The organism is Serratia microhaemolytica, from assembly GCF_004011885.1.
In the GTDB taxonomy this organism is placed as follows: domain Bacteria; phylum Pseudomonadota; class Gammaproteobacteria; order Enterobacterales; family Enterobacteriaceae; genus Serratia_G; species Serratia_G microhaemolytica.
Genome location: NZ_SBEF01000004.1, coordinates 35,249 through 56,054, shown reverse-complemented (window position 1 = coordinate 56,054; position 20,806 = coordinate 35,249). Strand labels below are relative to the sequence as shown.

The following is a 20,806-nucleotide window of genomic DNA, read 5'->3' as shown; positions in this document are numbered from 1 at the left end:
TTTTTTTGAGAGCCGCCTCACTAATTTAATAAATCTCAGTAAGAACATGAATAACCATGCTGGTGGCGGTCCCGCCCTGTTTTGTGAATGGTCATTATCGATGGCGCTCATTGAGTGCCATCTGTAATGCCGACTTACCATGAACTACTTTTTTTCACCGGATTTGATAGCGTTGTAGGCTGCTTCACAAGCTAATCCTCGTGCTCGTGCTTCATCAGCTGTTCTTGCCAGCTCTCCCGCTCGTTCATCAGCGCGGCTAAACAGCTCGGCAAGCAGTATGCTGCCGCTTGGTTTTGCCGTGCCTCCGCTGGCAATGTGGGTATTGCAGGTGCGTTCACTTTCTGCCAGTCTTTCGGCAAGCTGAGCTGCCCGTTGGTGCAACCCACGAGCAGTAGCACGGGCACTATCAGCATCAGTTTGCACCGCTGCAATCTGTTGATTAACTTGTTGTCTGATGGCATCGATTTCACCTTGTCGCCGTTGTTCTTCTAGCCTGGTCTCCGCCAGTCGTTGCCCCAATGCAATAGCATCAGCCTCATCACGTTGCGACCATTTCAGTTGCCAAGCGGTTTCACGTTGTTTGGCTCCCATCAGGTAACCCGTGCCAAACAGTGCGCCAATCAACAGTGCTACTGCCAGGCTGCGCCAATGGCTTTTCAGTAATAGCAATATCATGCGGGATACTCAGCGTGCGGCAATTGGAAATGCGGCCCATCTTTCAGTGTTTGCCACTGGCCGCCCCACTCAATGGGGATCGCCAGTTCAGCACCAGCCTGTTTAAATGCTTTGGCAATCTGTTGGTAATATTTCCACTCCCAACTCACTTCTTTCCCTATATAGGCCACCACATCCAATGCATGGCCTGTGATATGGCGGCTATTCATGGTTTGGCTTTTGCCGCTGGCAACCAATTGCCGCTGTCGGGCGACGCTACGCCGCCCTTCTGTGATGGCAAAGTCAATCGGGGAGTATTGCAGTGCTAACCTGGCTACTTTCACCAGATCGGGATGAAGGTCTCGCAGGTTGTTTTCACTGCGTTGGCTAAATTTGTTGGACATCTCATTTCACCTTAAAAAGCTGCACCACATTGCCGCGTGAGCGCAGCACCAAGAAGCACAACACGATATTGATAAAAAGTTCTGCCGGATCTGTTGGCCCCTCGTATGTGCCCATAACAATACGAATCGCCACCGAGCCAGTTGCTAGTGTGAGGCCGTATGCCAGGTAAGCCCCCCAGCGCACATAGCCAGCGCCGCAGCGTCGAAAAGTGAGTAACCGCACCGCTGTCACTGTACAAACAATCGCGTTAAGTAAAGTCTCGATATCAGAGATCATCGCTACCCTCCTTTTTTTTGCTGTTGAGAATCGAGAGATTCCCAGAATTGAACATCATCAGCAGACGTATGATGACGCCAGCAGCAATCAGCGCCCCGGCTGCATCTGCTCCCCGGTTGTATCCCTCAGGAAGAAAGCTGATGATCCAAGCAGCAGCAGGTTTGTACATCGTGATGCCTGCGACAAAACTACCGAGCGCAAGTGCTAGCCTTGCCCTTAGCCGATAATCAGACGCAGACACTACGAAAAGAATTGCCCCAGCGAACGCGCCGAGAACAACATCGGCAGGCAACCCGATAAAAAAGGTCACAACTGCAACCCCTGTTACCGTGCCACCCGCTGCCGCCGTGGCGGTGGTAACAGGTTCTGTCATGGATTTTCCTTAAGTCATAAAAAAACCGGCATTAGCCGGTATGTGATGTTAGTGCTTCGCACTCTTCTACTGTCTGCAAAAACCTCTCTTCTTCAAGCTCAACCCCAATCGCTTCGCGGCCAAGCTTGATTGCTGCTTTGATCGTCGCTCCCGACCCCATGAAAAAGTCAGCAACTACGTCACCTGGTCGGCTGCTAGCACTGATAATATGCTCCATCATTGCGGCTGGTTTTTCGCACGGGTGTTTACCGGGGTAGAACTGCACTGCAGGATAAGTCCACACATCGGTATGGGGCACCTCTTTTGTAACACTAAACGGCCTACGGAGGTTTTCGTATTCAGCCCTTAAGTCGTCATATTGTTTAACCAAGCTGGTATATTCATCCACCAGCCCCATATGCTCACGAACTAATGAGGCATGATCCGCAGTTAAACCAGCAGCACCCCTCTCTTCAGATTTACGCTTAAACAGTACCTGTAGCTCGGCGTACTGTTTTGCGTTTGGCAACTGCCACTGACTGCTACTAAACCAGTGGCTACACATCTGTGTACCTGTTGCAGTGTTGATTTCCCGAGCGGAAACATCCAGGCGTTGACGCGCTGACCGGAAATACTCAATCAATGGGGCAAAGACTTGTTGTTTTAACTCTTGGCACTTTGACGCATAACCGTTATTACCTTTTGCAAATCCTTCAGCACCGTAATGCTCTGCAAAAAGTATGCGTTCAGTAGCTGGGAAGTATTGCCGAAATGACTCTTTACAAGCTGCATTCCAGCGTCCAGATGGTTTAGCCCAGACGACATGATTTAAAACGTTGAACCGGTCACGCATTAACACTTCAGTATCCGTTGCCAGTTTTGGGCTACAGAACACATAAAGCGATCCGTTTGGTTTCAGTACCCGCCAGAACTCGGCAAAGAACTCATCCAGCCACGCCAAGTATTCTGCCTGGGTTTTCCACTGGTTATCCCAACCACACGTTTTTACCTTGTAGTACGGGGGATCCGTAGCTATCAGGTCAATGCAGTTATCAGGCAGGGTTTTGATGTATTGCAGAGAATCAGCGTTGATTAACTCAACACTGTTTAGATTTATCGTATCTTTCATGAGTGATCAAAAGCGCCATTTTTGCTAGGCTCTAACTGCTGTACAGCTGGGCCTTGGTTTGCTTGTGATCTAGAAGCATGAGCAGATGGCGGTGTCAGTGTTCCACCACTTTCACCGCAGCCCATTTCACAACGAGAATTTGAGATTGAGCCCTGGCTGATGCTGGGGCTTTTTATTGGGTTCAGAAAACGCAAAACCCCGCCGTAGCGAGGTTTTTTCAACTGGATAAGCTACCAACTTCGTAGCCACTCTTATCACACTACTATACTTTTTGCGTACGCGTTAATGATTTCCTCTTTCATAAATGGTAATTTTTTCTGATGGAAATGCACTCGACGCTATTCAGTTTATTGATTCAACCGTAACCCACATAAAGAACTGCAGCCTGCACTATACAAGGAGCTGATCAATGCCCAAAAAAACAGATGAAGCTATTGAACCTGTAAATGCACCCCTTCAGGTTGCCACCCATAAAGCAACTAAAAACAATAAATTAGACGGCAGTCTATCGCGGTTGGTTGCCACCTCAAAGCAGATGCCGCTTGACCTTGGAATTGAAGTCGAGCGAGATGTAAATGGCGTAGAGATGGGTGTCCTTGAGAATGGAATCTCTTACCTCACTCAGCGCGGCCTCTCCGAAATTACCGGAATATCTAGACCTGCAATTCAAGGGATTACAAAGGAGTGGGAAGAGCTCTTTGACGAAGATTTTCTAGGAAAAGATAGAATCTCCTTCTTCAAGGACTATTTGTTTAAAAATGGCTACAGAGAACCAAAGCTGTACATTGAAACCACTCAAAACGGTTCGGTGCATTTCGCGTACCCTGATGTCGTTTGCATGGCGTTTCTGGAGTACTATGCGTTCGAGTCAAAGGCAGATAGTACCAAGGCGTTAGCGAACTATCGCCGGTTTGCTGCGTTAGGTCTGCGACGTTTCATCTACGAGGCACTTGAATACACCCCTGGCGATAAATGGAAGTACCACAATGACCGCGTGTCACTCCTAAGGAACAGTGCTCCAACTGGGCACTTCACAATTTTTCACGAAATAACAGGGCTGATAGTTGACCTTATCGAGGCCGATCTAACTATTAACCATAAAACCATTCCAGATATAAGCGTAGGCATAGCATGGGGAAAGTACTGGTCAGAGCAAAACCTTGAAGCACAGTTTGGGTCTCGCATCCCGTATGAACACAACTATCCGAATTACTACCCACAGTCGCTCAGTAACCCTCAAAAGACAAACGCCTATCCAGATGCAGCGCTACCACTCTTTCGCCAATGGTTTAAACAGGAATACCTGCCAACCAAGTTCCCTGCATACATCTTGAAGAAGGCCAGCCTGCTTCCTGGGGGCAGGGATGAGGCGCTACAAATTGGAGGGATGTATCAGAACAAAGCGCTACCATCGACAGAATAGTAACTATGCAACGCCCGATTCATGTATAGCTCTATTTTCCTCCTTCAAACTGCCGGGTGCTGTAATCGAAGTACAACGCGCCCGGCTAGATAAAAATTGTTGAACAACGTAGAAAGGATGGCATAAAAGATGCCTGAATAAGGTTACTTCTTATTAAATATCTAGCCCCGTATCCAACATAGCCAAACACCCCCCAACAAACCCCTCAGCGGTCTGCATTTCCTTTCTGATTGTCCCTTCTGAGCACTTGCGTTTCTTGGCTATGTAACGCAGTGATAACCCGTAAAAATGGTGTAACACAACTAGGTCGTACTCTTCCGGTTTGTACTTTTTCAGCCTGGCGATACAGCCATCAATCAGCAGGCCGTCATCATCAGAGCAGGATAGTTTGCCGCTCGCCCTTGGTGGTAGTAGCCCCTTAAAACCGGCTGCAATTGGTGAATAGTCGATACCGCTATCTTCTCTTGCCCAAACACCCCAGCGGGACAAAACATCGTACATATCTCTCATAGCATTACCCCGCATTAAGCAATTGCGCCAAGCGCAACAGACAAATCAAAAAACGCATACCACAGTTCAACCTGGCTACCGTATTCCTGCTCCCAAGTCACCATATCGAGGTGTAGCTCGTCATGGTGTTGCCGGCACAATGGGATAGTTAACAGGTCGTGGGCTTTGGTACCCATTCCGCCTTGGCCGTGTCCAATAATGTGATGAGGGTCATCCGCCCTGGCGCCACAGCAAACGCATGGGCGAGACTTCACCCATTGCAGGTACTTAGCGTTTTCCCACCTGTGCCGCTTGGGGATCTTCATAAACGCTTGCGGTGGCTCTGGGTCTATCTCCAGCACCTTCACCACGTTGGTGACTTTCTGCAGGACAATTTCCCGCGCTGCTGGCGTGTGTGTAATGTCTGCCTCTTTCTTGGTACCCGCTGGTACCGTGTGCGGTTTAACACGCAGTGAGGCAGCGGCCACCGTTTCTGGCAGCAGATCAAACAGGTCATGGAGTACAGCCCACCAGCACAATTCAGGAAGTGTTAGCTGGTGGCCTTCCGGCAATAGAAAATGACTGCGCACATGATCAAGTATGAACGCGGCTCGATTGGCGTTTGCTATTGCGTCCAACTTTGGCGTGCTATGCTCACGCAGCACATGATCATGATGCCAGCACAACCGGATTGCGCTGGTGCCATAATTTAGTGTCGTCATATTGCTGTCATGATAATCGCCAGCCCACTGGCATGAGGCCATTCGATCAACCCAACAAGTAAGCGCTGCAGTACCACCAGCAGCACACAATACCTTTTCATGCTGATAGAACGGCTGGAAGCGTGGATCGTTGGCTATCAGTTGATCGGTGGCAGGTAATAGTCCCGATGGTAGTTCGTTAAACTCTCTTGGCTCAGTCGATACCAAAACACGGCTACCGAACATCGGCAACAACGCAGCACCAGGCCGTAAAATCACTTGCCCTAGCTCACGCACAATGATCGGCGTTAGTAGTCCTCTCACGGCAGCATCTCCAGGTTGTATTTCATAAGGTGCCACCTTTTTGCTTTGCTCTGATCACCGCCAGCAACTCAGCACCTTTGCGCCGGTAATCTCCGTTCTTATCCAATAGTTCCACAGGTGACGGTTCGCGTCGTTGATCCGTTATTTGCACAACTGGCATTGGCACCACGCCACCAGCAGCCAGTTTTTTACCCCACTTGGTTAGTTGCGTTTGTAGCGCTTTAAGCGTTTCTGCTTCTGTTTGCTTGTAGCGGTACATTGCTTCGCGAACATCCAGCACGATCCAGTACAGTACCGGATGTGACCAAGGGAAAACCTCAGCAGATGGATAACGATCGCGATTGGCGTTATAGCGGTTAAATTCGGCCAACGTTTCATCAAGACTGGGTAAACCTGCTGTACTCGCAATGCCGTCTTTACACCAGGCCACAAACTGCCCGACACTCGGGATAAACGGTATCGCTTGCGAACGTGCAACACGCAAACCAGCACGGATCACGGCCATACTGGTAATGTCGTTTTCAATTAGCCCTTTTGCCCATACCTGCTTGGCACTATTCAGGCTTTCAGCATCAGGGTAGGCCGTGCGCCATGCAGGAAAGGTGATCGCCAGTTCACGAAAAATATCGTTGACGTTCTTGATGGCGTTGGTGTTGATTTGCGCTTGTGAGTAATCAACTACCCCCTGTGGTGCGAGGAACCCAGAACGGTTTATCTGCAAATCAGCAAAGGTTTTCATCGTGTTCATGATCACAACCCCAGCCCGTTATCAGCCCATGATGTGTCATTCAGCGCTTCAGACAGATTGAATGCTGACGTTGAGTTGCGATCCCACGCTTTGCCACTACGAGATGGTCGGCCTGCGTTGTGCCAGTTGTGCGCCTTCACCACTCGATCGTCGAAGTTAGTCGGGCGGAAAATGGTTGTAGGGCACAAGTGCTCCCGCATTTTATCGTCAGCACCCCACGTTTCAGACAGGTAATCCAGAACCAAGCGGCAATCTTGCACGCTGAACCCATCACGTAATCGTGATGCGATCATCTTCGCACCGCCTGTACCTGTACGAAATCCCATGGGGGCTGGTTTGCCAAGCTTTGCGGCCAACGTGCTTAAGTTTTTGTTCAGATGCCCAATCAGATCGGAGACCTGCCCAGCCATTTCCCCCTGGGGGGTTAGGGGGGTGTTTTTTAGATCTTTATGGTTATTGGTAGATTCCGTATCCCGTTTTTGGGTGTCTTTCCCTCCAAAATTGGGTGTCTTTGCCTCGTGAACCTTCCCGTTTTTGGTGGTGTTATTTGAGGTAACACCACCGTTTTTGGTAACGTTACCGTTTTTGGGGGTGTTTACCTTGTTAACCCTCCCGTTTTTGGGTGTCTTATAACATTCCCGTTTTTGGGTGTGTTCAGAATCAGCAAAACTTTCACTAACCCCCACAAGTCGATAAACAATAACTTGTCGAGTGGCTCCACGCCGTTCACCGGAATCCTCAATTAGCCCCTGTTTAGCAAGGCGTTTAAGACAAGCTTGCACTGTTTTTATATTTAGCTCGGTGACATCTGCAAGTGCAGCGATAGAGGGATAGGCGCACAAATCAGCACCACACATATCGGCTAGCCAAGTAAGCACAGCTTTTGATGATGCGTTTCCAGTTTTGATGGTTTTCGCCCATCTCATTGCATCAAGACTCATAGCTTCCTCCCCAAATCATCAGCCACCAGCGTGGCGCCAAAGACGGCGTCATTAACCCTGTCGTACAAACTCACAGCCAAAGGAGAATTTGCCGCCTTGAGCATCGGATAGAGGTTCTCTCTCCACGCCTGGGCAATTACCTGCAAATTACTGAGCACCCCCGCAGCGTTATGGGCTGTATTTGATAACGCAAGCAGCCGACCACCCACCAGCGTCTGTTCCATCTGGTTAAAGGCGGTGATGTAGGCTTCCTTAAATGCTGCCGCTTTCTTGCCTGTGAAGCCCATAGCAAGGAACGCGAAACCATCTCGGGTGATTTGATAACAGGGAAGTTTGCGGCCAGTGGGATCGGTGTATTCACTCACCGCAAAATTGCGGGTAGTAAATTCAGGTGAACATTCTAGAGATCGAATTTTCTTCAATACGTCATCATGACGTTTGCCAAAGTAGTCAGCGATAGCAAGTGATGAGGTGACAGCTTGACCATTGATAAGGACAATTTCAGGTTGAGCAAGGGCAAGGATAGTAGCCATAGTGGCAGCCTCTGACGATAAGTTAGTTAACTCACCACCAGAGGTGCAAATCTCATGGGTGGTGAGACGTACAGGGTTTGCACTACCGGTCGTCAGAGAACCCGGCCAGCCCGAAGGCTGCCCTGCACGCCCCACCATTGAACGATGTGACTGTGCTGCGCACAAAAAAACCGCTTTAGCGCGGTTGTGCGCTCTAACGAATTCCGGGGTGCAAATCCCGGCAACGGATTTTGCCGCTGCTCTGGAACTATAGCTCCCGAAATTCAAGTAATCAACTGTTTGTATGCTCATATATCCACCTTGGTAAAGCGAGAACGGAAGATAATCAGCGGCGCAGCACACTCCCATTCGTAACCTGTGCGTTTGTAAATCACTCTCTGCCCTGCCTGGTCATAACCAATCACATGAACAATTACCCCGTTTCTGTCACGGTAGTAGCGGTCTAGCTTTTTAATGTTCTCTGTCATTATCTTCGCCCCCGTTCTTCGTAAATGCGTTGCAGTAGGCGGGGAAAGCGGCTTTCATAAAAATGTGGCTGAGTTTCACGTGGACTATGTGGATCAGTAAGGTTTTTGCCATAAACCAACCCAGCACTAGTCACACTCCAAAACTGTTTGAGCCCGTAACGACGACTATGACGCTGTTTTCTTTCTAAGATACCTAAGCGCTCAAGTATCACATTCGCAATTGGCGTGCTGAGCTCAGCACCATGGCGTTTAAGAAGTGTGGTCAGTGCTGCAGTAGTTCGGCTTGAACCATCCGTCGCGTCAGAAGGTGCATCAATAGCATAAGCCGGCATTAAAGCAGGCACACCAGCAAACTCTTGCAGGCGTTGTAATGCGACAAGGCGCGATGAATTAGATAAATTCAACAATTTAGCTGCAGATTCAAGAATAAGCAGCCCACATTTGACCTGATCTTCTTTTGTTGGTGGCAGTACCGTGCGTTGTTGCTCTTCCAACGCAGTCATCCGATCAAACACCTTTGCCTGTAATTCATAGCTGTAACTCATTGCCATCAGACAGGCTTCACGCTTTGGGAAACGGTAAATTTTACGAACAGTTTTTGCTCCATTGCCCACAGTGAAAACATCATCTCCTAAAAATTTGGGAGATGCTTCACCCAAGACTTTCGGAACCTTAACCATGAACTGGTCATGCCTTAGCAAAGCATGCCCCTTACTTGGAAAATCGGCTCCTGCTGTTTTCGCTTTTTCTGCCCGTTCAGTATTGATGTAGTCCACCAGTTCTAGGCTGGTCATTGTGATCCCAGTTACTGTTAGCTGATTCACTTTGCACCCCCTCGACGGTTCATTACTTCCACGATCGCCGCAACGCGACTGTAGTGGCAGGGCACCCAGTGCCCGGCTATCTTTCGCTCATAACGCAATGGCGCTTTGCCGCTTACCAAGCAGCGCAGTTGCGGTACTCGTTGATTTGTTGCTAAACTGCCCATGCGATTATTTCTCCACACAGTGATTTAATTGCACCGACGCCCGAAGCTGCATACTTTGGGCGTCAACATTTCTAAAGCCACCAGCATCATTCCCACCCTAACGGCCCTGGTCGGCTTCTCTCGGCACGTAGGCCGATATCTGCCAACGTTTCAACGGATTTCAGATAATCCCGCGATACCAACACCGCCTCTGGCGGCGCGGCCTGAATACCTAGGCAAGCCAGTTCTTTCGCCAAGGCAGCGAAATGCCCCTCAGCTTTACGGCGGCTAGCTGTTGATTCGCTGATGCCCAAAAATTCCGCGTAAGCTTTTTGTCCCAACAACGCAAGCCGGTTGAGTAGTACGCTCTCAATCTCAACGGCATTCACAATAGGTTGTTCTAACTTGCGTGCTATTGCGTCACTTTCCATTGATACTCTCCTTGTTGACTAGTTGGTGTGGCCCTGTTTAATTTCGGAAAACGTCTGGGCGAAGCATCTCTTTGGCAACACCTGTTAATTTTTCGATTGCAGCGGTGTGCTTTGCTGGTGCCTTTTTTTCACGATGTAACCAATTCCACACCTGCTGCTGTTTAATTAGGCCATGAGTACTATGAGAGAGCTTTCTAGCTAACTCGGACTGTCCACCGGCAATCCTTATCGCCTCATGTAGTGCTAGTTGTTCGGGTGTCATCTGTGTCTCCTGCCCTAATAGTAATTAAAGTTGTTTTATCCCTAGAATATACAACTAAAACAACTTTTGCAACAACCTTTAGGTGTTGGAAAGTTAAAACATAAAGTTGTAGTCTCACAACAAAAAGGAGGAAGGGTTGTGTATAATCTCGCTGAACGTTTCAAAATGGCTCGTGAAAAAGCCGGTATTAGCCAGGTGCAGTTAGCTGAAAAGGTTGGTTTAACTCAGCAGGCTATTGCCAAAATAGAAAACGGGGTTACCACACAACCAAGAAAGGTGAACCAATTGGCTTTCGCCTTGGGCGTGACCGCTAATTGGTTATTGTTCGGCGGTGATGAAAATGAGCGTCAGCAACATTTTGTTATGCCCGAGTGGGAACAAACAGAACCTAATCCGGTTATCATTGCAGAAATCCCTATACTTAATATCGAGTTAGATAATGATAAAAAACCACAGCTTGTTGAGCTAGAAAGGGCTGTATTTCCAATCAGAAAGGAAGAGCTGAGAAAAGCGCGTGTTAGCGAGACAAGCGTTAGAGTGGTGAAAGTTTCCGGTAACAGCCTCTATCCGGTTTTAACCAATGGCGATATGGTGGCTATTGACGTAACCGAGAATCAATCCATCAGTGATGGCGACCTATATGCATTGCGTGATGGCGTTCTGTTAAGAGTGAAGATTCTGATTGCCAAACCTGATGGCGGTATCATATTGCGAAGTTTCAACAAAGATGAGTACCCTGACGAAATACTCACCTTTGAAGAGTGTAAAGCAAGAATTCATCTTATCGGTCGTGTTTTTTGGTCATGCCGTTCATGGTAAAGCACCAAACAGCATTTCTTCAGAAATAATTCTAAGCTTACCGCCATTATCACGATAGGTTACTGCTTTTTCGATCTTTCTTCCGTGGCTGGAGAAGCGCCAATCACGAGAAGATAAGGTGCCGACAACAAGATAATCAAGGCGTTTTGTTATGTCTGAGCTCAGTTTTCCACCAGCCTCCTCAACTATTTTTTCAACCTGTGCTCGCTTGCCTGCCATAAACCCCCCTGTCAGACAAAAGATTTTATCTTCAAAGTGAACAACAGCATCAGTATTGAGTGGCAATCTTGTTGCCAGTCCATCCACCACACCGAGCTCTAAATCACAGCCGGTGAAATCCACTAACGTTCTGTAAAGTAATTCACTTTCCTCTGTAGTAATAACTCCATCGCTAAGAATATCCTTCACCAAGGAGTATAATTCTTTCCCTGGATAGTTATTTTTCAATGCGCCGTTTTGTGTCAGCCACCAATCTAGATAGCGAATTTCATCAGCGTTAAGGCTTTTATCTGAGATTAACCCTTTACACAGTCCTGTTAGCAGATGCAGATCCGATTCAGTTGAGTAAAAATCAACGCTAGGAATGTCTAATATATCTCTTTGAATCTTAATGAGATAAGACTTAAGATCCTCTCGTTCCTGCTGAGTAACAACCCCATCAGCAAGAATATCGGATACTCTAGTTCTCAGGATTTTTATTACCCCATTGTTAATCAGTTGGTTTGCTTCAAGAAGCCATGTGTCGAGATAAAGGATTTCTTCATCTCGAACGATACCATCCGTCGTGATTCCATCGATAATGCCAACTAAATTGGTGAAAAGCTTGTCACGGTTTTGTGTGTAGTTAAAAACATACTGTTTATCTTCCATACATCCCTCCTGTTTTTAATCATCCTTACACTCTGTTTTCTGACAATCAAACTACATAAAGTTGTTGACACGAGCAATAATAACAACTAAATTACACCTTAAAGTTGTTTTAGCGAACAGGCAGGACGCCCACGAAGTAGCCGCCCGAGGCGTATGAAGATCGGGATGATTCGCCAGCAAATACACAACATAAGGGTTAAATCATGATCAATCAAACAGTAACAAAAGGCGATCAAGTCGCTTACCACACACAACGCAGCAACGGCCACACTGTCACGCAAGTTCGCCGGATCGGTGTTGTGCAGGGTTGGAGAAACGGTCTGGTCATCGTGGCACACAAAGCCGGATACACAGAGCTGGTTAGTGAGTCCGAACTTTATTTAATCGCTTAACTATCACTTAGGCATCTTCGGGAGGGGTTGTACGGCTTGGAGTGACTACCAAGCCAACTCGCTCACTGGTGAATACGGTTACCGACACAATCCTCGGTCACCAGTAATAAAACACCGTAGGGATTGCTGATTAGTCATCAGCACCCCGCCCGAAGATACCTAGCTTCGAAGTGCCACTTTGGCGGCCATGCTGAGCAATGACCAACACCAGGTAAACACCCGGCTGGCCGTCCTTTTTTTACACATCCGGTGGCGCACTGTGCCATCCCATTTACAGGTATGTTCATAGTCTAAAACTGGTGCGGTGCGCCACCCGATGTGTGGAGAAACTATCAGCTTATAGAGGGCTATTTATGAGTGATGATCGCAAGACAAATGTGCCCGACTTCCTAGGTGAACTGGATGCCGGTGTATTTATGAATAAAATCTCAGCAGCTTTAAACGCTACAGCTCTGGGGGTTATCAACAGTGGTGGTAAAGGCAAAGTAGTGCTTACATTCGACCTTGACCGCCTCAGTAATTCGATCGAAGAAAAACGCGTCAACATTAAGCATCAACTGAAATTCGTCACCCCTACCCCTCGCGGGAAAGTCTCAGAAGAAGACACTACAGAAACGCCTATGTGGGTTGGTAAAGGCGGGAAGTTAAGCATTTTGCAGGAAGAGCAAGGCCAGCTATTTACCATTGGTGGCAAGCCAGACGGAAAATTAACAGTGGCACAGTAATAAGTGTGCTAACTCAATCAACACTAAAAGAGGATGGATTATGTCTCAGTTAGATGGTTCAGCAATTTCACAAATTCAGGCGCTCACACTAGGTGCCTCATTTCTTGAGGCGGTAAAGAAAACCGATTGTCCGGTTTCTGTTTTGCCCAATGATGTTGAGGTTCATAGCCTTGAGCGATTTTATACAAATCGCTTTCGCTTCCGTGGCGCACTGAAAACCACCAGCATTGCTGATTTTGTACGCTACTCAAACGGCTATGCTACTCAAGAAGAGCCAGCACGCTGCTTCATTGATGCAGATAACATGAGCGCCAAATCAGTGTTTAACATTGGTACGCTTACCGCGCCCGGTCACGCCGACAACGTGGCAACTATCAAACTCAAAAAAACCGCCTCATTCAGTGCGCTGTTGGAAATTAACGGTAAACGCCAGCAGCAAAAAAACATGGCTGAATGGCTGGAAGACTGGAGTGATTTCTTAACTGCGTTCGATGTCGATGGAAACAAGATGTCTATTGCACAGGCCGCTAGTGCTGTCCGGCGTATTAGCATCCGGCAGATGCAAGAATCTGATCACGAGGATGGTGATTTTAGCGGTAAAAAATCGCTGATGCAGAGTATTGAAGCCAGTAGCAAAGAGATCATGCCTGCCGCCTTTGAGTTTAAGTGCGTCCCTTATGAAGGATTAGGTGAACGGCGCTTTAGCTTGCGCAATAGCCTATTGAAAAGTGATGAGCCCTGCTTTGTGCTGCGCATCGTCCAGCTTGAAGCCCAAGCCGAAGCCATCGCCACTGAATTTCGTGATCTGCTGATTAGTCATTTCGACGGTCAACCAGTTGAAACCTTTATCGGCGACTTCAACGCCTAATTTTTAATTAAGCAGCCTTAAATACCTCAGCAATGGGGTATTTGGTGAAGTATTGCCTAAAAACTGTGAGGGGAATAACTATGTCATGGATCAACACATTTACTGGCAAGCAGTTCTGCTACGCCAAACCAGCCGTTGAAAACATCTGTATTGAGGATATCGCTCAAGCGCTGTCACATGAATGCCGATTTGCTGGTCACTTACCAGAATTCTATAGCGTTGCTCAGCACTCAGTATTAGTTAGTAAGATTGTACGGCCTGAGCTTGCATTAGAAGCGCTGTTGCATGATGCACACGAGGCTTACTGCAAAGATATCCCATCACCATTGAAGCACATGCTTCCTGATTACCAGTACATCGAAAGCAGCATTGATTCCATCATTCGTTACCGGTTCAACCTACCCGCTAGCTGTAGCCCGGCGATCAAATATGCAGACCTGGTCATACTGGCAACAGAACGCAGGGATCTGGGTATTGATGACGGAACCCCATGGCCAATTCTGGAAGACATTTCGCCATCAGAAGAAGAAATTGTTATCCCCTTAAATCCAGCGCAAGCACGAGGACTGTTTGCTCAGCGCTACTTTGAAATTACTGGGGAGAGAATTGGGTGATGAACAACCTAATGCTTGATCTCGAAACCATGGGCACAGGCCCAACCGCGCCGATTGTCGCCATAGGTGCCGTGTTTTTTGAACCCTCAACAGGTGAACTGGGTAGCCAGTTTTACAATACCGTTGACCTGTCTAGTGACATGGCAAAAGGGGCCATACCAGACGGCGAAACCATCAAGTGGTGGCTAAAACAGAGTGATGAGGCAAGAGCGGCGATAGTGAGTGAGCATGCTATCCCCATCGTCTACGCACTCTTAAACTTGAGTGATTTCATTGAGAACTTTGCAGACAAGAACACGTTAGAGGTTTGGGGCAATGGTGCATCATTTGACAACGTGATCCTACGTTCAGCATACGAGCGTGCTGGCTTAACACCAAAGCTATTCTGGAATTGGTGGAATGACCGCGATGTGCGCACGGTTGTTGCGCTGGGCAAACAGATTGGCTTTGACCCAAAACGGGATCTGCCGTTTGAAGGGGAGCGTCACCACGCACTGGCTGATGCTATTCACCAGGCTAGGTATGTGTCGGCAATTTATCAGCGGCTTATAGGCCAAGAAGAATAAGAAATGTGAGTTAACACGCCGGAGTGGGGTGTATGGAGTAAATTATGGCTAAATTGATGCGTGCTAGCTTGTGGTTAAAGCGTGAATTCGAAGAGGGTTCTATCCCTGATAAACGTACAGTAAAACGTTGGATTGAGAATGGACGCCTGCGCGGAAAAGTCATTGATGGTATGTCATGGGTTTATTCTTCAGAACGTTGGGGGGTTGAATCGGATATATCCCACGTAGTGAATCAGCTAATCAGGGAATCATGATGGCTTCTAGACCTCGCCGAAGAGAAAATAGGCATTTGCCCGATTGTCTTTATTTTGACAGGACACTGCGAATCTACCGCTTCACTTTGGTAACGGGAAAACGTAAGTCACTCGGCAGTGATCGTGCTATGGCAATCGCTATTGCTCGTGAGTATAACAATCGCATGCGACCGGAAAGCACCGTGTCTATCGACTCACTGATCCGTGAGTCGGGTGGAATACAGGGTGAGGCGCTGCCGTTTGGTGAACATGTTGATCATATAATGGAGCGAGCAATAAAGGATGAGCAACCATCAGAAAACACCTTGGCAGATTGGCTCAATGATGCAATTAGGGTTAAGGAGTTTTTTGCTGATATACCCACCTGTGATATCGAGCTGGAGCACGTCAACGCCTACATAAAGGAGTACCACGTCAATTCCTCAGCCAATGTTCAAAATCGCAAGATAAGTTTTCTGAAAAAGCTATTCAGCTATGCCGTTGATGAATCACTGATGCTAGATAATCCCGCAGCACGTAAGAAAATGCGCCGTATTGATGAGAAGCGCAGACAACGTTTATCGTTCGATAACTTCATGTCCATTCGTAACGCTGCTGCACCATGGTTAAAAACAGCTATGGATTTAGCACTACAAACGACACATGCCAGGTTAGAAGTTTCGCGGATTCGGTACTCAATCAAGGAACCAAAGAACGGCGTATGCGGCTGTGTGTGGCTGGAGCAACCAGAAAACGGTATCTATGGCACGTTGTATATTCACCGGCAGAAGGTGCAGAAGAAGGAGGCATCGCACGTGGCGATCCCGATTGGTGAGGAACTAAAGCGGATTATTGATGATAGCCAGGATAACGTGGCCAGCCCGTATGTTGTGCATCGGATCCCGGAGCGAAACGTGAAACGCAGCAAAGAAGTGTCCCATCCGACACAAGTGGCGCCTGATTACCTCAGTCGTGCTTTTTCTGCCTTACGTGATGAGTTGGGGATCACTAATCATTTGCCGCTTGAAGAACGGCCAACATTTCATGAAATCCGCGCACTGGCTGCACATCTATTCAATAACCAGGGCATTGACCCTCAAGCACGAATGGCACACAGCGATGCCAAATCCACCAAGATCTACACCAGCAACCACATTGACTGGGTGATAGTTCCACACGGAGAAATCAAGACAGGATAGTCAAAAATATTATGGTAAAACCCCTACCTAACTTATTGATGTATATATCTCAGTTTATGCGTAAAATGCACTGTTTGTATAACCAGTCAAATAACTCACACCCCAGTATTGGCGCGGCCTGTAGCCGATTTTAAACGGTGTCATGGGGTGTCGGGGGTCGGAGGTTCAAATCCTCTCATGCCGACCAACTTTTTATAGAAAAACCAACCTGTTACGGTTGGTTTTTTTGTTTACATGGTTTTAACATGGTAAAAAAATGGTAAAGCTATGGTAAAACTCCCGACGAAATAGAGTGAGCTAGCGACTTATCGAGGTTAGCATTGGTTAATTGTGTAACGCTAACTTGGTGTTAGCGTACTATTTGCCTTTTGGATGATTGATGGTTCGGATATTACTGGCTTCAGCCAGCCACGTTATCAGCAAAAAGTACACCCAGCAGATAGAACGACATAATCTTAACTTGCGAACCTATCTTAAACGACTTGCCCGCAGAACCATCTGATTCTCAAAGTCAGAAGAAATTCACGATAAGATCATCGGCTGGTATCGACAATCAACCATTACCACTAACTCTGCGTCATGACCCGAACTTCCATGTAATTACAATGATTACTATTATTCCAATAGTGGTAATCCTACCCCATATGTCAGGGAAGTAACCAGCTGAAAATACAGCAACTGCAAGCATTCCTAGTGCAGGGGCGAAAGTCCAGAATAAATCGCAAAAGAAGTAAGAAAGAGTTTTTTTAATTTCTTTTAATAGGTTATTCATCATAAACACTCATAAAAAATTGATTGCAAAAAGATCACCATAACAATCAACCACAGTAGTCCGATAGGCTATTATCACACAATGTGTTGTCTATATAATTTCCAGGGCAACCGCATGAATGATTAAAATTCACTCTATCGCCCAAATCCTGCATTGAGTATGCGTTCTAAAAAATCTGTTTTCATCCACGCTCGTTTGCGTTTCAGTTTTATACTGAGCTTGGTCGGTTCCGCTCTGAGTAAATTAAGTGATATATGCCGCAGAATAGCAATATTTTGCACTGCGTTATCACGGTAAATCTGGCAATTATCTTCCTGCATGGTCGCGTCCAGTATCCAATGCAGACTGTTTTCTATCGACCAGTGTCTGCGGACTGCTTCAGCTAAACTCGCTTCCGTCAGCACCGCAGAACTGATGTAGTAACGGTATTCCAGTGTGGCAGGCTTACCCTTTTCCTGACGATAACCCATTGCAACTCCTACCGTTCTAAGATTTTCCCAGCCAGGAAACTGTTGACTGAGTTCATCGGCATTCATGATAAAGTGTTGTCGGGCCTCTACTCGTCCATGCCCTTGTTCTATCTGTGTTTCTTCCCGCAAAACAGGGGCGCTAATTTTCTCTGCAAGTGCCTTTTTAACCGCTTTATATAAATTGCCTTGATTTCCTTTAACGCTGAGAAGATAGTCGCCACAGGGCAAACGAGCGAACGTTTATTGAACAACAAATGCATACAAAACAGCCTAACCCAGATTGTGAGACACATAGCTTTGATTCTAAACAGGCTACATGTGACTGCATGCCGATCAATATTTTATAAATAAAACAACTTATTAGCGTTTATTTTTATGAAAATGAGCTGTGTGCAGTTATCGTAAAAACCGCCAATAACTACCTATCATCGAGTGTTATATCCCCAGTTTGCTGACGTATTGAAAAATTTATCATTTGATAAGTAAAGAAACTGTTCTATTATGTCTTGAACAGCTTAAGGAAAGTTTATGAATCACCTTCGTTACACACCAAGATTTGTAGTAGCTGGTGTGTAGTAGGTAGTTTAACCGTCGATATTGAATTATCAGCAATGGTGGAAAGGTTAATGGATGCATTTAAACAGAAGTTAAAAATTCATAGTGAGCATGTTAAAAATGTTGGTGTGTACTGCACAACAGAGGAAACAACGAAGCAAGCACTCATACTCCCTTTTTTAGATATTCTCGGTTTTAGCCCATACGATCCCCAAAAGGTCAAAGCAGAATTCCGAGCTGATTTTCCAGGAATCAAAGCTAATGAGCGTGTTGATTATGCTCTTTTCTGCCAAGGTATTCCGGTAATGTTTATCGAAGCTAAAAGCTATAACGAAAAAATAGAGAACCATTGCCCACAGCTTTCTCGATATTTCAATTCAACGCCTGAAGTAACAATATCAGCGATAACAAATGGATTAGAGTGGCGTTTTTTTACCGATTTAAAAAATAAAAACATCATGGATACTACTCCCTTTCTGAAAATAAATGTCGATGGAGTGACGGAGTCCGATGCTGAACAATTATTTAGATTTAGACATGACAAATTTAAACCAGAAGCACTACGGACTCTTGCTGAAGAGAGCGTATTTCTTTCAGCTTTTATTAAGACGATCAGTTCAAGTTTAAGAGATGTTGATCCTGAATTTGTCAGGTATGTTGCTAGTAGATCCAATGTAGAAAGGCAACTTAACCAACGCTTTCTGGAAAGTATAACTCCATTGGTAAAACAAGCTGTTGAACAGTCTGTAAGTGCAATGGTTGTATCTGGATTATCTGGTTCAAGAGATCAAATTACCGATGCCAATCAAGAACAGGATACTGATAAATATGAAAGCAGCCTAGAAATACAAAGCAATATTGTAGACTCAAATAACCCCAACGTCATCACAACAGCCAATGAGCGTGTGCTATTTGATAAAATTGCATCGATTGTTGGTGATGAAGTTGAGATCCACTATAAAGACACTGAGACATATTTTAATGTTCTCTATCAAGGCAAAGCTAATCGGTGGATTGTTAGGTATTTTGATAAAAAAACAAAACCATCAATACAACTACCAATCGAATTAAATGAAATAGCAGTGAATGAAATAGTGAGAGCACGCCTTGAATACGATTCAGCAAGAATATACATCGATAAACCAGAGGATATATTACGTATATCAGGTTTGATTCTCGACTCTCTAGAATATGTCAGGAATGATGAAAACTTCAGGAAAAAGAAGTAATCACATAACAAACTTATATAGTTTTTAGGTATTCATAATGCGGTGTCATCACTTTATTTAGTTTTAACAAAATGACACCACGTTGTGAACACTGGCTCTCGAGCACGTAGATCTGCTTTCAGTGGCTATATGCACAACAGCTCGCTGCAGCGCAGTAGGTACCAATATTTTGATGGCGGATTGTCCAGTGTGTAGCGATACGCAAAACCCCGCTAGAAGTTGCCTGTCAACGCAAACCGAATGCACGTAACATTGTGCTCAGTTTGACGTTGGTTTCATGCCATTCCGCTTGTGGTGAAGAGTCTTGCACAATACCCGCACCAGCAAATAGATCCACTTGCTTGTCCTGTACCGTTGCGCAACGAATGGTTACCGCCCACTCTCCATTACCCTTGGCATCGCACCATCCCACAATGCCGCCAAAAAGGTGTCGATCAAATGATTCCAGTTGTGCAATCAGATCGCGTGCCGCATGTGTTGGTGTACCACATAGCGCTGGGGTGGGATGTAATAAACAAGCCAGTGATAATGCATTTTCAGACGGATCACTAACTTCACCCTCAATCAAGGTCGAGAGGTGCCATAGTGTCGCGGTGCTCAATAGTTGTGGGCTAGTAGGAATATGCAGATAACGACAACGCTCTTTCAATCGTTGGTGCATATCTGCGGTAACAATGCGGTGTTCATAGCGGTCTTTGCCGGAAATAAGCAGTTGCTCGCTGGCCTCTCTATCGCGCACAGGATCACTCTCTCGCCGTGCAGAACCCGCTAATGGATTAGAATGAAACTGATTGCTGCACTTGCGCAGTAACAGCTCCGGGCTGACACCTACCAATCCGCCATGCTCCAGTGGGACATGAAAATGGAAGCCATGTGGGTTCTGGGCAATGATGTGTGCCATCAATGTCCGACAGTCAATCGACTGGCGCGCTTCCATCTTTAGTAAGCGCCCTAATACGACTTTTTCCAACTGGCGATTATTCACCGCCTGTACGGCATTGATTACCATCTGCTCAAAATGTCGCTGTTGTGGAAACTCTTGCTGGGCAACAATGTCAGGTAATGCACCTAATAGCGGTTTGATTGCTGCAGGCAGTGCCGTTCGTTGAAACCACTGCGTCTGTTGCGGGATAAACAGTGCTGAAGGCTGGTGAGTATCAAACGGAATAGCACCACAAACAACCGGATCAGTGATGCCCGCCAACTTAGCCTGAGTGAACGCATTACGCAACACACGCTGAAAGTCACCGTTTAAATCATCACCATCAATAGCGGGTTGGGTCAATCGGGTGAAGCATCCCTCTGTGCTTAAACTGCGGAAAGGCGAGGTAAAGAAAAAACCTGAAGCAGTAGGCAGGGTTACGTGTTGCATTGGGTCGATGGTATAGTGGC

General features: G+C 46.6%; 27 protein-coding genes and 2 pseudogenes. 11 read left to right on the top strand and 18 right to left on the bottom strand.

All coding sequences use genetic code 11. The features are described from left to right. Positions 1 to 144: 144 nt before the first annotated feature. From EOJ37_RS04020 to EOJ37_RS04000, 5 genes are read right to left on the bottom strand one after another with little or no spacing between them, the layout of a single operon-like run. A complete protein-coding gene (locus tag EOJ37_RS04020; RefSeq protein WP_127958063.1) occupies positions 145 to 675 on the bottom strand; it encodes a DUF2514 family protein in 531 nt (176 codons plus the stop codon). Beyond that, a complete protein-coding gene (locus EOJ37_RS04015) occupies positions 672 to 1,058 on the bottom strand; it encodes a M15 family metallopeptidase (RefSeq protein WP_127958061.1) in 387 nt (128 codons plus the stop codon). The genes EOJ37_RS04020 and EOJ37_RS04015 overlap by 4 nt, the downstream gene beginning before the upstream one ends. 1 nt (position 1,059) lies before the next feature. Then, entirely contained in the window at positions 1,060 to 1,335 is a 276-nt protein-coding gene (locus tag EOJ37_RS04010) for a phage holin family protein (protein WP_127958059.1), read from the bottom strand. Further along, a complete protein-coding gene (locus EOJ37_RS04005) occupies positions 1,325 to 1,708 on the bottom strand; it encodes a putative holin (RefSeq protein WP_127958057.1) in 384 nt (127 codons plus the stop codon). The genes EOJ37_RS04010 and EOJ37_RS04005 overlap by 11 nt, the downstream gene beginning before the upstream one ends. Positions 1,709 to 1,739: 31 nt before the next feature. Then, on the bottom strand, positions 1,740 to 2,816 hold the full coding sequence (locus EOJ37_RS04000) for a DNA-methyltransferase (protein WP_127958055.1): 1,077 nt from the start codon (positions 2,814 to 2,816) through the stop codon (positions 1,740 to 1,742). 409 nt (positions 2,817 to 3,225) lie between these two features. Here EOJ37_RS04000 and EOJ37_RS03995 point away from each other — a divergent pair, with 409 nt between their 5' ends. Beyond that, positions 3,226 to 4,239, top strand: a complete 1,014-nt coding sequence (locus EOJ37_RS03995) for a BstA C-terminal domain-containing protein (protein WP_240651662.1) — start codon at positions 3,226 to 3,228, stop codon at positions 4,237 to 4,239. Between the two features lie 153 nt (positions 4,240 to 4,392). Here EOJ37_RS03995 and EOJ37_RS03990 read toward each other — a convergent pair whose 3' ends face one another. The 10 genes and pseudogenes from EOJ37_RS03990 to EOJ37_RS03950 form a co-directional block, all read right to left on the bottom strand. Next, positions 4,393 to 4,749, bottom strand: a complete 357-nt coding sequence (locus EOJ37_RS03990) for an antiterminator Q family protein (RefSeq protein WP_127958053.1) — start codon at positions 4,747 to 4,749, stop codon at positions 4,393 to 4,395. 14 nt (positions 4,750 to 4,763) lie between these two features. Then, complete coding sequence (locus EOJ37_RS03985; protein ID WP_127958051.1) at positions 4,764 to 5,753, bottom strand: DUF968 domain-containing protein; 990 nt, start codon at positions 5,751 to 5,753, stop codon at positions 4,764 to 4,766. 22 nt (positions 5,754 to 5,775) lie between these two features. Next, on the bottom strand, positions 5,776 to 6,501 hold the full coding sequence (locus EOJ37_RS03980) for a replication protein P (RefSeq protein WP_127958049.1): 726 nt from the start codon (positions 6,499 to 6,501) through the stop codon (positions 5,776 to 5,778). Between the two features lie 2 nt (positions 6,502 to 6,503). Then, entirely contained in the window at positions 6,504 to 6,827 is a 324-nt protein-coding gene (locus tag EOJ37_RS15025; RefSeq protein WP_420820614.1) for a conserved phage C-terminal domain-containing protein, read from the bottom strand. Between the two features lie 137 nt (positions 6,828 to 6,964). Continuing rightward, positions 6,965 to 7,442: pseudogene (locus EOJ37_RS15020) on the bottom strand (conserved phage C-terminal domain-containing protein); the annotation flags it as partial. Continuing rightward, complete coding sequence (locus EOJ37_RS03970; RefSeq protein ID WP_127958045.1) at positions 7,439 to 8,266, bottom strand: Rha family phage regulatory protein; 828 nt, start codon at positions 8,264 to 8,266, stop codon at positions 7,439 to 7,441. The pseudogene EOJ37_RS15020 and the gene EOJ37_RS03970, both read right to left, overlap by 4 nt. Beyond that, positions 8,263 to 8,442, bottom strand: coding sequence for a DUF4222 domain-containing protein (locus tag EOJ37_RS03965; protein ID WP_127958043.1), 180 nt, complete (start codon positions 8,440 to 8,442; stop codon positions 8,263 to 8,265). The genes EOJ37_RS03970 and EOJ37_RS03965 overlap by 4 nt, the downstream gene beginning before the upstream one ends. Beyond that, a complete protein-coding gene (locus EOJ37_RS03960; RefSeq protein WP_127958041.1) occupies positions 8,442 to 9,266 on the bottom strand; it encodes a hypothetical protein in 825 nt (274 codons plus the stop codon). The genes EOJ37_RS03965 and EOJ37_RS03960 overlap by 1 nt, the downstream gene beginning before the upstream one ends. A 250-nt stretch (positions 9,267 to 9,516) precedes the next feature. Continuing rightward, positions 9,517 to 9,840 (bottom strand): CII family transcriptional regulator, encoded by a 324-nt coding sequence (locus EOJ37_RS03955; protein WP_127958039.1) that lies wholly within the window; start codon positions 9,838 to 9,840, stop codon positions 9,517 to 9,519. 37 nt (positions 9,841 to 9,877) lie between these two features. Further along, positions 9,878 to 10,102, bottom strand: coding sequence for a transcriptional regulator (locus EOJ37_RS03950; protein WP_127958037.1), 225 nt, complete (start codon positions 10,100 to 10,102; stop codon positions 9,878 to 9,880). 138 nt (positions 10,103 to 10,240) lie between these two features. Between EOJ37_RS03950 and EOJ37_RS03945 the strand changes: the two genes are divergently transcribed. After that, on the top strand, positions 10,241 to 10,921 hold the full coding sequence (locus EOJ37_RS03945) for an XRE family transcriptional regulator (protein ID WP_127958035.1): 681 nt from the start codon (positions 10,241 to 10,243) through the stop codon (positions 10,919 to 10,921). On the opposite strand, the gene EOJ37_RS03940 is transcribed toward EOJ37_RS03945, so the two are convergent. After that, on the bottom strand, positions 10,913 to 11,791 hold the full coding sequence (locus EOJ37_RS03940; RefSeq protein WP_127958033.1) for a BRCT domain-containing protein: 879 nt from the start codon (positions 11,789 to 11,791) through the stop codon (positions 10,913 to 10,915). The genes EOJ37_RS03945 and EOJ37_RS03940 overlap by 9 nt on opposite strands. Positions 11,792 to 11,994: 203 nt before the next feature. On the opposite strand from EOJ37_RS03940, the gene EOJ37_RS03935 reads away from it, so the two are divergent. The 8 genes and pseudogenes from EOJ37_RS03935 to EOJ37_RS03900 all read left to right on the top strand — a co-directional run. Continuing rightward, positions 11,995 to 12,183: a hypothetical protein gene (locus EOJ37_RS03935; RefSeq protein WP_127958031.1), complete on the top strand. Its 189-nt coding sequence runs from the start codon at positions 11,995 to 11,997 to the stop codon at positions 12,181 to 12,183. 353 nt (positions 12,184 to 12,536) lie between these two features. Beyond that, positions 12,537 to 12,908, top strand: a complete 372-nt coding sequence (locus EOJ37_RS03930; RefSeq protein WP_127958029.1) for a hypothetical protein — start codon at positions 12,537 to 12,539, stop codon at positions 12,906 to 12,908. Positions 12,909 to 12,948: 40 nt separating this feature from the next. Next, a complete protein-coding gene (locus EOJ37_RS03925; protein WP_127958027.1) occupies positions 12,949 to 13,776 on the top strand; it encodes a YfdQ family protein in 828 nt (275 codons plus the stop codon). Between the two features lie 80 nt (positions 13,777 to 13,856). Then, positions 13,857 to 14,390, top strand: a complete 534-nt coding sequence (locus tag EOJ37_RS03920) for an HD family hydrolase (RefSeq protein ID WP_127958025.1) — start codon at positions 13,857 to 13,859, stop codon at positions 14,388 to 14,390. Continuing rightward, positions 14,390 to 14,956, top strand: a complete 567-nt coding sequence (locus EOJ37_RS03915; protein WP_127958022.1) for a 3'-5' exonuclease — start codon at positions 14,390 to 14,392, stop codon at positions 14,954 to 14,956. The genes EOJ37_RS03920 and EOJ37_RS03915 overlap by 1 nt, the downstream gene beginning before the upstream one ends. Positions 14,957 to 15,000: 44 nt before the next feature. Further along, entirely contained in the window at positions 15,001 to 15,210 is a 210-nt protein-coding gene (locus EOJ37_RS03910) for a hypothetical protein (protein ID WP_127958020.1), read from the top strand. Next, on the top strand, positions 15,210 to 16,388 hold the full coding sequence (locus EOJ37_RS03905; RefSeq protein WP_127958018.1) for a tyrosine-type recombinase/integrase: 1,179 nt from the start codon (positions 15,210 to 15,212) through the stop codon (positions 16,386 to 16,388). The genes EOJ37_RS03910 and EOJ37_RS03905 overlap by 1 nt, the downstream gene beginning before the upstream one ends. A 409-nt stretch (positions 16,389 to 16,797) precedes the next feature. Continuing rightward, positions 16,798 to 16,958 (top strand): annotated as a pseudogene (locus EOJ37_RS03900) (IS1 family transposase); the annotation flags it as partial. Between the two features lie 336 nt (positions 16,959 to 17,294). On the opposite strand, the gene EOJ37_RS03895 reads toward EOJ37_RS03900, so the two are convergent. Next, positions 17,295 to 17,858, bottom strand: coding sequence for an ISAs1 family transposase (locus tag EOJ37_RS03895; protein ID WP_127958017.1), 564 nt, complete (start codon positions 17,856 to 17,858; stop codon positions 17,295 to 17,297). A 398-nt stretch (positions 17,859 to 18,256) separates the two neighbouring features. Here EOJ37_RS03895 and EOJ37_RS03890 point away from each other — a divergent pair, with 398 nt between their 5' ends. Further along, the gene (locus EOJ37_RS03890; protein ID WP_127958015.1) at positions 18,257 to 19,414 is read left to right on the top strand and encodes a type I restriction endonuclease; all 1,158 of its coding nucleotides are present in this window, start codon (positions 18,257 to 18,259) and stop codon (positions 19,412 to 19,414) included. A gap of 226 nt (positions 19,415 to 19,640) precedes the next feature. Here the strand turns inward: EOJ37_RS03890 and EOJ37_RS03885 are convergent, their stop codons facing one another. Then, on the bottom strand, positions 19,641 to 20,786 hold the full coding sequence (locus EOJ37_RS03885) for an isochorismate synthase (RefSeq protein ID WP_240651665.1): 1,146 nt from the start codon (positions 20,784 to 20,786) through the stop codon (positions 19,641 to 19,643). Positions 20,787 to 20,806: the final 20 nt, after the last annotated feature.